This is a genomic window from Geodermatophilus sp. URMC 62, from assembly GCF_052931475.1.
In genome coordinates this window covers 2,442,700-2,455,905 of record NZ_JBRFHY010000001.1, presented here as the reverse complement: position 1 = coordinate 2,455,905, position 13,206 = coordinate 2,442,700, and the positions used below count along the sequence as shown (strand labels likewise).

Annotated in this window: 14 protein-coding genes; 8 read left to right on the top strand and 6 right to left on the bottom strand. The window is 75.7% G+C overall.

All coding sequences use genetic code 11. The annotated features are described in order from the left end of the window. Positions 1-61: 61 nt before the first annotated feature. The 3 genes from ACU616_RS11800 to ACU616_RS11790 form a co-directional block, all read right to left on the bottom strand. On the bottom strand, positions 62-922 hold the full coding sequence (locus tag ACU616_RS11800; protein ID WP_446758651.1) for a tetratricopeptide repeat protein: 861 nt from the start codon (positions 920-922) through the stop codon (positions 62-64). A gap of 103 nt (positions 923-1,025) precedes the next feature. Next, entirely contained in the window at positions 1,026-2,216 is a 1,191-nt protein-coding gene (locus ACU616_RS11795) for an ABC transporter permease (protein WP_446758650.1), read from the bottom strand. Next, the gene (locus ACU616_RS11790) at positions 2,213-3,142 is read right to left on the bottom strand and encodes an ABC transporter ATP-binding protein (protein ID WP_446758649.1); all 930 of its coding nucleotides are present in this window, start codon (positions 3,140-3,142) and stop codon (positions 2,213-2,215) included. Before ACU616_RS11790 ends, ACU616_RS11795 begins: the two co-directional genes overlap by 4 nt. Positions 3,143-3,306: 164 nt before the next feature. Here ACU616_RS11790 and ACU616_RS11785 point away from each other — a divergent pair, with 164 nt between their 5' ends. The 4 genes from ACU616_RS11785 to ACU616_RS11770 are packed head-to-tail and all read left to right on the top strand — an operon-like array spanning position 3,307 to position 5,678. Then, positions 3,307-4,281, top strand: a complete 975-nt coding sequence (locus ACU616_RS11785) for an MFS transporter (protein WP_446761475.1) — start codon at positions 3,307-3,309, stop codon at positions 4,279-4,281. Beyond that, positions 4,254-4,490: a hypothetical protein gene (locus ACU616_RS11780; RefSeq protein WP_446758648.1), complete on the top strand. Its 237-nt coding sequence runs from the start codon at positions 4,254-4,256 to the stop codon at positions 4,488-4,490. The genes ACU616_RS11785 and ACU616_RS11780 overlap by 28 nt, the downstream gene beginning before the upstream one ends. 49 nt (positions 4,491-4,539) lie before the next feature. Then, positions 4,540-5,217, top strand: a complete 678-nt coding sequence (locus ACU616_RS11775; protein ID WP_446758647.1) for a UdgX family uracil-DNA binding protein — start codon at positions 4,540-4,542, stop codon at positions 5,215-5,217. A 26-nt stretch (positions 5,218-5,243) separates the two neighbouring features. Then, entirely contained in the window at positions 5,244-5,678 is a 435-nt protein-coding gene (locus ACU616_RS11770; protein WP_446758646.1) for an organic hydroperoxide resistance protein, read from the top strand. Here ACU616_RS11770 and ACU616_RS11765 read toward each other — a convergent pair. Then, on the bottom strand, positions 5,671-7,029 hold the full coding sequence (locus tag ACU616_RS11765) for an MFS transporter (protein ID WP_446758645.1): 1,359 nt from the start codon (positions 7,027-7,029) through the stop codon (positions 5,671-5,673). The genes ACU616_RS11770 and ACU616_RS11765 overlap by 8 nt on opposite strands. Then, positions 7,026-7,673 (bottom strand): pyridoxamine 5'-phosphate oxidase, encoded by a 648-nt coding sequence (pdxH, locus tag ACU616_RS11760; RefSeq protein WP_446758644.1) that lies wholly within the window; start codon positions 7,671-7,673, stop codon positions 7,026-7,028. Before pdxH ends, ACU616_RS11765 begins: the two co-directional genes overlap by 4 nt. Positions 7,674-7,832: 159 nt before the next feature. On the opposite strand from pdxH, the gene ACU616_RS11755 reads away from it, so the two are divergent. Both ACU616_RS11755 and serC read left to right on the top strand, forming a co-directional pair. Next, positions 7,833-8,963 carry a citrate synthase 2 gene (locus tag ACU616_RS11755; protein WP_446758643.1) on the top strand — a complete coding sequence of 377 codons (1,131 nt, stop codon included), beginning with the start codon at positions 7,833-7,835 and terminating at the stop codon, positions 8,961-8,963. Between the two features lie 155 nt (positions 8,964-9,118). Continuing rightward, positions 9,119-10,234: a phosphoserine transaminase gene (serC, locus tag ACU616_RS11750; protein ID WP_446758642.1), complete on the top strand. Its 1,116-nt coding sequence runs from the start codon at positions 9,119-9,121 to the stop codon at positions 10,232-10,234. A gap of 84 nt (positions 10,235-10,318) precedes the next feature. Here serC and ACU616_RS11745 read toward each other — a convergent pair whose 3' ends face one another. Further along, entirely contained in the window at positions 10,319-11,572 is a 1,254-nt protein-coding gene (locus tag ACU616_RS11745; RefSeq protein WP_446758641.1) for an osmoprotectant NAGGN system M42 family peptidase, read from the bottom strand. A gap of 186 nt (positions 11,573-11,758) precedes the next feature. On the opposite strand from ACU616_RS11745, the gene sepH reads away from it, so the two are divergent. Both sepH and ACU616_RS11735 read left to right on the top strand, forming a co-directional pair. Then, entirely contained in the window at positions 11,759-12,625 is an 867-nt protein-coding gene (sepH, locus tag ACU616_RS11740; protein ID WP_446758640.1) for a septation protein SepH, read from the top strand. Between the two features lie 104 nt (positions 12,626-12,729). Continuing rightward, positions 12,730-13,206, top strand: coding sequence for a general stress protein (locus ACU616_RS11735; protein ID WP_446758639.1), 477 nt, complete (start codon positions 12,730-12,732; stop codon positions 13,204-13,206).

Here is a 13,206-nt window from a genome sequence, read left to right as displayed (position 1 = left end):
TGCACACTCGCGGCCTTCCGCCCCCGGAAGGCCGCGAGTGTGCAGATCTCGCGCGGAGGCCTCAGCTCTCGCGGAGCAGCTGCAGCGCGGCCGCGGCGAGCTGGTCGCCGGCCTCGGCACCCCGCTGGAACTCCTCGGCGGCGCCGGCGAGGTCGCCCCGGTCGGCGAGCAGCACCCCGAGGTTGTGGTGGCAGTACACGTCGCCGGCCGCGATGCCGGCCCGGTAGGCCTCCTCGGCGGCCTCGTCGTCGCCGAGCTCCTCGCGGTAGAGGTTGCCCAGCGGCAGCCAGGCCACCTGCTCGCCCAGCTTGGCGCCGCGCTCGAGCACCGCGCGGGCCTCGACGGGACGGTCGGTGCTCAGCAGCAGCGCGGCCAGGTCGGCGCGGGCGGCCGCGAAGTGGCCCGCACCGGCCCGCAGCCGCGGCTCCAGCGCCGGGTCGAGGGTGGCGCACCACTCCCAGCAGGCGGCGACGGCGTCGGCCTCGTCGTCCCCGGCGGCGGCGAGCTCCTGCGCGACGCGCAGCGCCTCCTCGCGCTCGCCCTGCTCCCGCAGCAGGAACGCCAGCTGCAGCCCGCCCTCGGTGTCGCCGGCGTCGGCGGCGCCCCGGTAGGCGGCCATGGCCCCCGCGAGGTCGCCGAGCTGCTCGAGCGCCAGCCCGAGGTTGCGCCAGGCGTCGGGCTCGCCGCCGGCCAGCGCGACCGTGTAGGCGTCCACGGCCTCCGACCAGCGCTGCTGCGCGGCGAGGCTGTTGCCCAGGTCGTAGTACCCGGTGGCGTCGCCGAGCGCGGCCGCCCGGCGGAAGCACCACTCGGCGTCGGTGTGCCGGTCGGCGTCGGCCAGGTCGCAGCCCAGCTCGATGAGCTCGTCGGCGTCCTCGGAGGCCTGCAGCCGCCAGAGGCGCGCGTCCAGGTCCTCGGTCATGAGGCCGATGATGTCGGCCCTGACCTGCACGCACGCCCTCCGTCGGGGTGAGGTCACCCCAACGTGTCCGGCGCTGCTCCGCGCGGGTGTCCCCCGCGCGGGCTCAGGCCCGACCGGCCCGCAGCGCCTCCCTGAGCCTGGTCTTCCCGCTGGTGCGCAGCAGCGCCCCGGAGTAGACCCGCCCGCCCAGCCGGACCACCAGCGCGATGGCCACGAGCATGAGGACGACGGCGACGACGACCTCCCACGCGGCCACCTCACCGGCCGCCTGCCGCACCGGCATGACCATCGGGGAGACCCCGGGGACGAACGACGTGACCGTGGCCAGGGTCCCGCCGGGGTCGCCGGCCGCCTGGATCGCCACGATGAAGCCGACGAAGAGCACCAGCGACGCCGGCGCGAGCACGCTGCCCAGGTCCTCCTGCCGGCTGACCAGCGACGCGGCGACGGCGAACAGCGACGCGAACAGCGCGTAGCCGAGGAGGTACCAGAACAGCACCCAGCCGACCGTGCCGAAGAGGTCACCGGGCACGTCGACGACGTCGAACGCCAGCGCCCCGCCCACGCCGATGACCGCGATGAGGGCGATCTGCGCCAGCCCGAGCGCACCGAGGCCGAGGATCTTGCCCGCGAGCAGGTGCCAGGGCCGCATGGTGGCCAGCAGCAGCTCCACCACCCGGCTGGACTTCTCCTCCACGACGCCCTGGGCCACGAACTGGCCGAACAGGATGATCAGGCTGTAGAGCAGCACCACGCCGACGATCGCCACGACGGTGCGCTGCCCGGCGGCCGGGGACGTCTCGTCCAGCGCGGTGACCGACACCTGCGGCAGGTCGCCGGGGTCGATGCCGGCGTCGGCGAGCACGCCGTCCAGCGCCACCGCGCCGACGGCGCCGGAGACCAGCGCCTCGAGGGTCGAGTCGGACTCGCGCACCACCAGCTCGGGGTCGGCACCGGTCCCGCCCAGCACGGCGGCGTCGACGTCCTCGTCCTCGACCGCGGTGCGCGCGGCGTCGTCGTCCCCGAACTCGACGACGGTGACGTCGAGGTCCAGCGCCTGCCCCTGGGCCTGCAGCGCCGGGCCGAGCCGCCCCGCGTCGCCGACCACCCCGATGCGGCTCTCGTCGCTGCCGGAGTTGACGACGACCTGGAACACCAGGACGCCGAGGATGATGAGCAGCATCACGGCCGAGCCGACGAGGAAGGTCTTGTCGCGCAGCCGCGTGGACATCTCGCGCCTGGCCACCAGACGGATCAGGGCGCCGCTGCCGAGCGGGCGGCCGAGCTCGCTCACGCGGCCACCTCCGCCCGCGGGGCCGGCTGCACCCCGGGGTCGGCGACCGCCTCGCGGAACAGCTCGACGAGGGTGGCCTCCCGCCAGGCGAAGTGCGTCACCCGGCCGGTGCGCAGCGCGGCGGCCAGGACGGCCTGGTCGTCGGCGCCCTCGGCGAGCTCGAGCACCGTGTCGCCGGCCCGCTCGGAGACCACCCGGACGCCGGGGACGACGCCGGCCCAGCCCGGGGCGGCGTCGGGGGCGACGACGCGCAGCACCCGGCCGGACTCGCGGCGGCGCAGCTCCTCGACGGTGCCGCTGGCCACGATGCGGCCGCGGGCGAGGATGCCGACGGCATCGCACAGCCGCTCGACCAGGTCGAGCTGGTGGCTGGAGAACACGACCGGCACCCCGGCGCGGCACTGCTCGAGCAGCGCCTCGGCCAGCGAGTCGACCCCGACCGGGTCCAGGCCGGAGAACGGTTCGTCGAGGATGAGCACCTCGGGCCGGCTGACCAGCGCGGCGGCGAGCTGGACCCGCTGCTGGTTGCCCAGCGACAGCTCCTCGACGCGGGAGCGCCGACGCTCGCCCAGGCCCAGCCGGCCGGCCCACTCCTCGGCGGCGCGCGCGGCGGCCGCGGCGTCGAGGCCGTGCAGCCGGGCGAAGTAGGTGAGCTGCTCGCCGACGCGCATCTTCGGGTAGAGCCCGCGCTCCTCCGGCATGTAGCCGACCCGGCGCCGCGCCTCCTCGTCCAGCGGCCGGCCGCGCCACCGGACCTCGCCGGCGTCGGCGCGGGCCAGGCCCATGGCGATGCGCATGGTCGTCGTCTTCCCGGCGCCGTTCGCGCCGCAGAAGCCGAACATCGAGCCGGGGGCGACGGTGAAGCCGACGCCCTCCAGCACGTGGTGGTCGCCGTAGCTCTTGTGCAGCCCGTCGAACTCGAGCACTGCCCCTCCGTCCGCTGGTCCCCGTGCGCGGCCGACGCTAGCGACCGGGACGACGGTCCGGTGGGAACCGAGCCACGCCGGAGCCGTAATCCGTCGGGGGCCGCGGCTACCGTCCCCGCCGTGTCCGCCGCCGCTCGCGCCCCGGCCGTCGCCGGGCCGACCGGATCCCGGCGGGGTACTGGCTCTGGCTGGGCGGCACGACCCTGTCGCTGGTCGGCAACCAGGCGCTGGCCTTCGGCCTGGCCTGGTCGGCGTCCGCGAGCGGGGGCGTCCTGGCCGGCCTCGTCCTGACCGCGGGCCTGCTCCCCCGGGTGCTCCTGCTGCTGGTGGGCGGCGCCGTCGCCGACCGGGCCGGCGTCCGGCGGGTCCTGCTCACCGGGGACGGCGTCATGCTGGCGGCGACGCTCGGGCTGGTCCTGGCGCTGCAGGTGACCGCGCCGACGGCGGCCCTGCTGCTGGGCACCGCGGTCGTGGTCGGCGCCGTCGACGCCTTCTACCTGCCGGCCTCCGCCACCCTGCCCCGGCGGCTGGCGCCGCCGGCCGCGCTGCCCCGGGCGATGGCGGCCCGCCAGCTCGCCGGGCAGCTGGCGCTGACCTGCGGTGGACCCCTGGGCGGCCTGCTGGTGGGGACGGCGGGGCTGACCGCGGTCGCCCTGGCCGACGCGGCGTCGTTCCTGCTGGTGCTGGTCGTGCTGCTGGCGCTGCGGCTGCCCGGCGCGCCGGCCGGGCTCCCCGACGCGGGCACGCCGGGGCTGGCCCGGGCGGCGCTCGACGGGCTGCGCGTCGTCCTGGCCGACCGCCCGCTGCGGCTGTGCCTGGTGCTGCTGTCGGCGGCCGCGCTCGCGCTGCTGCCGGCGTCGGCGCTGCTGCTGCCGCTGCTGGGCCGCGGGCGCGGGTGGACGGCGGGGCAGACCGGGGCGCTCGTCGGGGCGGTGGCGCTCGGCACGGCAATGGTGGTGGTGACCGTGCTGGCGCTCGGGACGTCCGCGCGCCCCGGGCTGGCCGGCCGGCGGGGCTGCTGCTGGCCGCCGCGGGCCTGTCCGGGCTCACCCTGCTCCTGCCCGCTCCCGCCGCGGTCGCGCTCGGGGCGGTCGTCGGCGCGGGCACCGGGGTGTTCACCACGCACGTCGCCCCGCTGATCCTCGGCCGGGGCCCGGCCACCCACCTCTCCCGCGTGCAGGCCGTCGTGGCACTGGCCCAGAACCTGCCCCTGCTGGCCGGCAACCCGCTGCTGGGCACGCTCGCCGACCGGGCGGGGGCGCCGGCCGCGCTGGCCGTGTCCGCCGCCGTCCTCGCGGCCGCCTCCGGGGCCGCGCTGGCCTCCCCCGTGCTGCGCGGCGCGCGGTGAGGCGCCGTCCCACCTCGCGCCCGGGGCCGACCTGGGGTGTCATCGGTCCATGAGCCAGGAGAACCACCCCGCCAGCCCGCCCTCGGGCGTCGGGCTCGACGGGCTGCGCGCCGCGGCCGCCGGCTGCCGGGCCTGCGAGCTGTGGGAGCCGGCCACCCAGACGGTGTTCGGCGAGGGCCCGGAGACGGCGCGCATCGTGTTCGTGGGCGAGCAGCCCGGCGACCAGGAGGACCGCCGGGGCGAGCCGTTCGTCGGGCCGGCCGGCCGGCTGCTCGACCGGGCCCTCGCCGACGCCGGCATCGAGCGCCGGGACGCCTACGTCACCAACGCCGTCAAGCACTTCCGCTTCACCCCGACGCCCAAGCGGCGGCTGCACCAGTCGCCCGGCGCCGAGCACATCCGCGCCTGCCGGCCGTGGCTGGAGGCGGAGTTCGAGGTGCTCAAGCCCGAGGTCGTCGTCTGCCTGGGGGCGACGGCGGCCAAGGCGCTCATCTCCCCGTCGTTCCGGATCACCAAGGAGCGCGGGAAGCTCATGCCCTGGACGCCACCGGGCGTCGCCCGCGCGGAGGCCGGCGACGACGAGCCCGACGAGGACGCCCCCGCCCAGACCTGGATGCTGGCCACCGCGCACCCCTCGGCGGTGCTGCGGGTGCCCGACGAGGACCGGCCCAAGGCCTACGACGCCCTGGTCGCCGACCTGCGCGTCGTCGCCGGCGCGCTGGCCTGAGGAGAGACTGGCCCGAGGAGGGAACCGTGGACGCGATCTACACCGCCGAGGCCACCGCCACCGGAGCGCGCACCGGGGAGGTCGCCTCCTCCGACGGGCGGCTGGACCTGCAGCTGTCGCGCCCCGCCGAGATGGGCGGCGACGGCGGCCCCGGCACCAACCCCGAGCAGCTGTTCGCCGCCGGGTTCGCGGCCTGCTTCCACAGCGCGATGCGCTTCTCGCTCACGCCGCTGGGCCTGTCCCCGAAGGTCCTGGAGGGGTCCTCGGTCACCGCGCAGGTGCACTTCCTGCGCGGCGAGCCCGGCGACTTCGACCTCGCCGTCGACCTCACCGGCCACCTGCCGCAGCTCGACGAGGAGCAGGCGCGGGCGCTGATGGAGCGCACGCACACCGTCTGCCCCTACTCGCGCGCGACGGCGGGCAACGTGCGGGTCGGCCTGCACGTGGCGCCGGTCAGCTGACGACGCGCGAGGCCCGGAAGTCGCGGAACGAGGGCACCAGCAGCGCGACCGCCACCATCGCCACCACGATGACGACGCCGCCGGAGACCATCGCGGCGCCGACGCCGGCGGCGCTGGCGACCGCGCCGGCGCGCAGGTCGCCCAGCCGCGGCCCGCCGGCGACCACGACGAGGAAGACGCCCTGCATCCGCCCGCGCATCTCGTCGGGTGCCGCCGTCTGCAGCATCGACGAGCGCAGGACGGCGCTGACCATGTCGCCGGCGCCGGCCACGGCCAGGCAGGCCACGGCCAGCCACAGGCTCGGCGCCAGCCCGAAACCGATGATCGCCACCCCCCACACGACGATGGCGGCCAGCACCACGGCGCCCTGCCGGTCGACCCGCGACACCCAGCCCGAGGTCAGGCCCATGAGCAGCGAGCCGATGGAGATGCCGGCGTAGAGCCACCCCAGGCTGTTGGGCGAGCCGGCGTAGCGGCCCTCGGCGAGCTCGGGGAACACCGCCTGCGGCCAGGCGAACAGCATCGCGATCACGTCGACCACGAAGGTCATCAGCAGCACCGGCTGGGTGCGCAGGAAGCCGAAGCCCTCCCCCACCCCGCGGAGCGCCGCGCCCAGACGCAGCGGCCCGGTGTGCCCGCCGGGCGGCAGCGGCGGCAGGCCGCGCACCATCAGGACGGCGAAGGCGAGGGTGACGGCGTCGACGGAGTAGGCGAGGAACAGGTCGCCGGCGCCGATGAGGACGCCGGCCAGCAGGGGCCCGACGATCACGCCGGCCTGCCGGACGGTCATCGCCAGCGCGTTGGCCGCCGGCACCTCCTCCGGACCGACCAGCGCGGGGATGACGGCGCTGCGGGCGGGCTGGTTGACGGCGGTGAACCCGGAGACGGCCGCGGTCAGCAGCCAGAGCAGCGCCAGGTTCCCGCCGCCGGGCAGCAGGGCCTGGGCGGCCAGCAGCGCGCTGGTCACCGCCGACCCGAGGCCGGTCACGATCATCAGCCGGCGCCGGTCCATGGCGTCGGCGATCGACCCGCCGAGCAGGCCGAAGACGACCAGGGGCACCAGCGCCACGACCGAGGTGACGCCGACCAGCAGCGAGTCGCGGGTGATCGCGTAGACCTGGAACGGAACGGCGACCAGCGTCATCTGCTGGCCGATCATCGTGGCGGTCACGCCCCAGAAGAGGCGGCGGTACCCGGGGTCGCGCAGCGGGCTGGTGTCGATCGCCCAGCCGCGGCGGGTGCGGCCCCGGCCCAGGGGCCCGCGCCGGGCCTCTGCGGCCGCGTCCGGAGGCTCGCCCCGAGCCTGCGAGGGACGTGGTCCCTCCAGGGGGGCGGCGGGGTCCTCCGTCACGGCGCCAGCCGCTGCAGGACCCAGCCGCCGCCCTCCTCGTCGTCCCGGACGAAGCGCAGCCGGTCGTGCAGCCGGCCCGGGCCGCCCTGCCAGAACTCGATGCTCTCGGGCACCACCCGGTAGCCGCCCCAGGTCGGGGGCCGCGGCACCTTCTCGGTCGCCGTCTCCTCGTCGAGCAGGCGCACCCGCGACTCCAGCTCCTCCCGCGAGTCGACGACGGTCGACTGCAGCGAGGCGACGGCGGCCAGCTGGGCCTCGCGCGGACGGGGATCCCACAGGTCGTCGGAGGCGGCGTCGCCGACCCGCTTGACCCGGCCGGTCACCCGCACCTGGCGCTGCAGTGCGTGCCAGGGGAAGACCAGCGCCGCGCGGGGGTTGGCCGCCAGCTGCGCGCCCTTGGTCGAGGCGTAGCTGGTGCCGAAGACGAACCCGGCCTCGTCGTAGCCCTTGAGCAGGACGATCCGCGCGTCGGGGGCGCCGTCGGCGTCGGCGGTGGCGACGACGACCGCGTTGGGGTCGGGCACCTCGGCGGCGACGACGTCGCGGAACCAGCGGTCGAACTGCTCGAGCCACGAGGCCGCGAGGTCCTCCTCGCGCAGGCCCGGGCGGTCGTAGTCCCTGCGCATGCGGGAGAGATCGGGCACCGGACCATGCTGACACCGCGGCGCGCGGCGGGCCGGGGCGGCCACCGCCACGGGGCGGCCCCGCCTGTGCCGCGATCGGGCGGACGGCCTAGATTCGCTCTGCAGTCGTGCGCCATGACCTGTGCGCGCACGGAGATCGCGCGCAGAGGAGCATGCGACATGGCCGACGACTTCGTACCCGGCCTGGAGGGCGTCATCGCCTTCGAGACCACCATCGCGGAGCCCGACAAGGACGGTGGGTCGCTCCGGTACCGCGGGGTCGACATCGAGGACCTGGTCGGCAAGATCACCTTCGGCAACGTCTGGGCGCTGCTGGTCGACGGCAAGTTCGGGCCGGGCCTGCCGCCGGCCGAGCCGTTCCCCATCCCGGTGCACACCGGCGACGTCCGCGTCGACGTGCAGGCCGCGCTGGCGATGCTGACCCCCATCTGGGGCTACCGGCCGCTGCTGGACATCGACGCCGCCGAGGCCCGCGAGGAGCTCGCCCGGGCCGCCGTCATGGCCCTGTCCTACGTGGCGCAGTCCGCGCGCGGCATCGGGATCCCGGCCGTGCCGCAGCGGCGCATCGACGAGGCCGCCACGATCGTCGAGCGGTTCATGGTGCGCTGGCGGGGTGAGCCCGACCCGCGGCACGTCGCCGCCGTCGACGCCTACTGGACCTCGGCCGCCGAGCACGGCATGAACGCCTCGACGTTCACCGCCCGCGTCATCGCCTCCACCGGCGCCGACGTCGCCGCCTCGCTGTCCGGCGCGATCGGCGCCATGTCCGGCCCGCTGCACGGCGGCGCCCCCTCCCGGGTGCTCCACATGCTCGACGGCGTCGAGCAGTCCGGCGACGCCGAGCGGTACGTCAAGGACCTGCTCGACCGCGGCGACCGGCTGATGGGCTTCGGCCACCGGGTCTACCGGGCCGAGGACCCGCGCGCCCGCGTGCTGCGCAAGGCCGCCAAGGAACTGGCCGCGCCGCGCTTCGAGGCCGCGCTCGCGCTGGAGCAGGCCGCGCTCCAGGAGCTGCGCGAGCGGCGTCCCGACCGCCCGATCGAGACCAACGTCGAGTTCTGGGCCGCGATCGTGCTCGACTTCGCCGAGGTCCCGAGCCACATGTTCACGTCGATGTTCACCTGTGCCCGCACCGCCGGGTGGTGCGCGCACATCCTGGAGCAGAAGGAGACCGGCCGCCTCGTGCGCCCGTCGGCCCGCTACATCGGCCCCGGCCCGCGCAAGCCCGACGAGGTCGAGGGCTTCGACAGCATCCAGGTCAAGGCCATCAACGAGCCCGCCCCGGCCTGACGAAGGACCCCCTTCCTCCCCGCCCTCCGCGAGCTCGGGGCGGGACCCAGGAAGGGGGCCGCACGACGGCCCGGGACCGCGACCGCCGCGGGCCCGGGCCGTTCGTCGTCGGCCGGCTCCCCCGAACGATCCGCACCGGAAGGCACTCCCGCGCCATGACCCTCCAGATCCCCGCCGACCTCCTGCCCGCCGACGGCCGGTTCGGGTGCGGCCCGTCGAAGGTCCGCCCCGAGGCGCTGCAGGCGCTGGCCTCCGACGGCGCCGGGATCATGGGGACGTCCCACCGCCAGGCGCCGGTCAAGGGGCTGGTCCGGCAGGTGCGCGAGGGCCTGGCCCAGCTCTTCGACCTGCCCGAGGGCTACGAGGTGGTGCTCGGCAACGGCGGCACGACGGCCTTCTGGGACGCCGCGACCTTCGGGCTCATCCGGCGCCGCAGCGCCCACGGCACCTACGGCGAGTTCTCCGCCAAGTTCGCCTCCGGGGTCGCCGAGGCGCCCTTCCTCGAGGAGCCGGTGGTCGCCAAGGGGGAGCCGGGGTCGCTCGCGCTGCCGAAGGGCCAGCCGGGCGTCGACGCCTACGGGTGGGCGCACAACGAGACCTCGACCGGCGTCATGGCGCCGGTCGTGCGCCCGCACGGTGCCGACGACGACGCCCTGGTGCTGATCGACGCGACCAGCGGCGCCGGGGGCCTGCCCGTCGACGTCGCGCAGTCCGACGTCTACTACTTCGCGCCGCAGAAGTCCTTCGCCTCCGACGGCGGGCTCTGGATCGCGCTGATGAGCCCGACGGCGCTGGAGCGGGTGGCCGAGATCAAGGCCTCCGGGCGGTGGGTCCCCGGCTTCCTGGACCTGTCGATCGCGATCGACAACTCCGCGAAGGACCAGACCTACAACACCCCCGCCGTCGCGACGCTGTTCCTGCTCGCCGACCAGGTCCGCTGGATGCTCGGCCTGGGCGGCCTGTCCGGCGCGGTGGCGCGCAGCTCCGACTCCGCCCGCCGGCTCTACGGATGGGCGGAGAGGTCGCCGTACGCGACGCCGTTCGTGACCGACCCGGCGCAGCGCAGCCTGGTGGTGGGCACCGTCGACTTCGACGCCTCCATCGACGCCGCGGCGCTGGCGGCGACGCTGCGGGCCAACGGCGTCGTCGACGTCGAGCCCTACCGCAAGCTCGGCCGCAACCAGCTGCGGGTGGGCATGTTCCCCGCCGTCGACCCCGACGACGTCAGCGCGCTGACCGCCTGCATCGACCACGTCGTCGAACGCCTGTGACGGCCCCGCTGCAGGGGCCCGCGCCGGGCTGGGGGTACCTCCCGCTTGCGGGGGACAGCGAGGCGTGGGGGGCAGCGGGGTCCTTCACCGGGCCTGCTCGCCGTCGGCGGGCTGGACGGCCAGGCTGGGGAAGTCGCTCAGGTCACCGGTCGGGCGGCGGTCCCAGCTGCGGAACGTGAGGTCGGTCTGCAGGTAGAGCGCGATCAGCTCGGCGGTGCTGCGGATGCCGTCGAGGTGGGTCCGCTCGTTGCCGTGGCTGCCGTCGATGCCGAAGCCGACCAGCGCCGCGCGGGTGTTCGCGCCCGCCTCCAGCGCCGAGGCGGCGTCGGACCGGTAGTACTTGTAGACGTCGCGGCGGTGCGGCACCTCGTGCACCCGGCACAGGTCGATCAGGTGCCGGGTCAGGTGGTAGTCGAACGGCCCGGTGGAGTCCTGCATCGCGATGTTGACGCACTGCTCCGACGACGCCTGCCCCGGCGCCACCACCGACGTGTCGATGGAGACCAGCTCGGCGACGTCGGCGTCCAGGCCGTGGCTGGCGCCCAGGCCCACCTCCTCGGCGATGGTCACCAGCAGGTGCGCGGTCACCGGCACCTCGACGCCGTGGTCGACGATCGCCTTGAACGCCCCCAGCGCGGCCGCGATGCCGGCCTTGTCGTCGAGGTGCCGGGAGTTGACGAACCCGCTGGCGGTGATCACCGGCTGCGCGTCGATCGCGACGAAGTCGCCCACCTGGATCCCGCGGCGCTCGAGGTCGGCGCGGTCGTGCACGACCTCGTCGACGCGCACCTCGACGTGGTCCCAGCCCACGCCCTGCTCGTCGACCTCGTCGCCGAAGCGGTGCCCGCTGGCCTTGATGGGCAGGATCGTGCCGGTGTGCCAGTAGTCGCCGGAGACGTCGTCGCTGAAGACCGTCACCCGCGCGCCCTCGGCGAAGCGGGCGCTGTGCGTGCCCACCGGGACGATCGCCAGCCGGCCGTTGTCCTTGAGCTGGCTGACCATGCAGCCGATCGTGTCGGCGTGCACGACCACGGTCCGGTCGGCGCCCGGCGCCCCGCTGGGCAGCTCGGCGATCAGCGCCCCCCGGCGGGTGACCTCGAACTCCAGGCCGAGGTCGCGCAGCTCGCCGCCGATGAGCTGCATCACGTGGTCGGTGCGGCCCGAGGGGCTCGGGATGGTGAGCAGCTCCACCATCACGCGCTGCACGTAGTCCATGTCGATGGGCAGGCGCTTCTGACCCGCGTCGACCGGGGAGGGCAGGAAGCGCTCGTTGGGCTCGACGTCGTCGCGGGTGTCGTCGCGGACGAGGCCGGCGTCGTCCCGGGGACCGGTCAGCATGGACGCCGAGTCTAGGACGGGCCCGCCGGCCGGCCGGGGGTGCCGCTCCGGGCCCTGCGGCGGCGATCTCCGCGCACGCCACGCCGCGAACCTGCGGCGCGGCCCCCGTGCACGCGGATAGCCTCACGCGTGGTCCGGTGTCCCCCGGGCCGTCCCGTCCGCCGCCCTGCGTCCGAGGAGGTCACCGTGCGCCCGTTGCGCCTCGTGGCCCTGTCCGAGGACGGCCGCAGCCTCGTCCTCGCCCTCGACGGTGCCGACGGCGACGAGGAGCGCTTCGAGCTGCGGATCGACGACCGGGTCCGCGCCGCCGCCCGGGGAGACACCCGGCGGCTCGGCCAGATCGAGGTCGACAGCGCGCTGTCGCCGCGGGTGATCCAGCAGCGCATCCGCGCCGGTGAGACGCCCGAGCAGGTGGCCGAGGCCTCCGGCACCCGGGTCGAGCGGATCATGCGCTTCGCCCACCCGGTGCTGCAGGAGCGCGAGCGCGTCGCCGACCAGGCCCGGGAGGCGCGGGTGCGGCTGTCCGAGGGCACCCCGAGCGTGCCGCTGCAGCAGTTCCTGTCCGAGCGGCTGCGGCTGCTGGGCGCCGACCTCGACGCCGTCCGCTGGGACGCCGCCCGCTCCGACGACGGCACCTGGGTGGTCACCGCCGCGTGGCAGGCCGGCGCCAAGGAGGGCACCACGCAGTGGGTCTACGACCTCGGGGCCCGCGCGGTCAGCCCGCTCGACGCCGCCACCCGTGACTTCGCCGAGGGCACCCGGCTGGTGCGCGTCGTCCCCGGGGTCCCGCCCGAGCGGCCGGCCCTGCCGGTGCACCGCAGCGCGGCTCCCCAGGACCGGGCCCCCGAGCGGACCGCGCCGGCCGCCGAGCCGCCGCGCGGCGGCCCTGCCGACCGCCGCGCCGACGCCCCTGACGCCCCCGACGACGAGGACGTCTCCGAGCACGACACCGTCGTCCTGCGCACCGGTGAGACCGACGGCGAGGACGAGGACCCGCGCGCCCGCGTCCCGGCGTGGGAGGACATCGTCTTCGGGGTCCGCCGCAACCACTGACCGCCCGGTGTGACCGACCGGACGTGTCCAACCGATCGGCCGGGGTATCCCTCGTCGCGAACGCCCAGCACAGGGCAGCAGCACGCGTGTGAGGAGTACGAGACATGTCGATGTCGGTGTCGATGCCGCTGGGCGGCGTCCAGGTCGGGTCCTACGACAGCTACCAGCAGGCGCAGGCGGCGGTGGACCACCTGTCCGACGAGCGGTTCCCGGTCGAGAACGTCACGATCATCGGCTCGGACCTCAAGATGGTCGAGCGGGTCCTCGGCCGGCTGACCTGGGGCCGGGCGATCGCCGCGGGCGCCGCCAGCGGTGCCTGGTGGGGTCTGTTCGTCGGCCTGCTGCTGGGGATCTTCGCCCCGAGCGGCACCAGCTGGATCAGCTCGGTGCTGACCGGCCTGCTGATCGGTCTCCTGTTCGGGGCGCTGTTCGGGGCGATGGGGTACGCCGCCACCCGCGGGCAGCGCGACTTCACCAGCACCTCGCAGATCACCGCGAGCCGCTACGACGTGATGTGCGACCCCAGCCGCGCCGAGGAGGCCCGCGCCATCCTCGCCCGCTGGTCGCTGCGCAACCCCTGA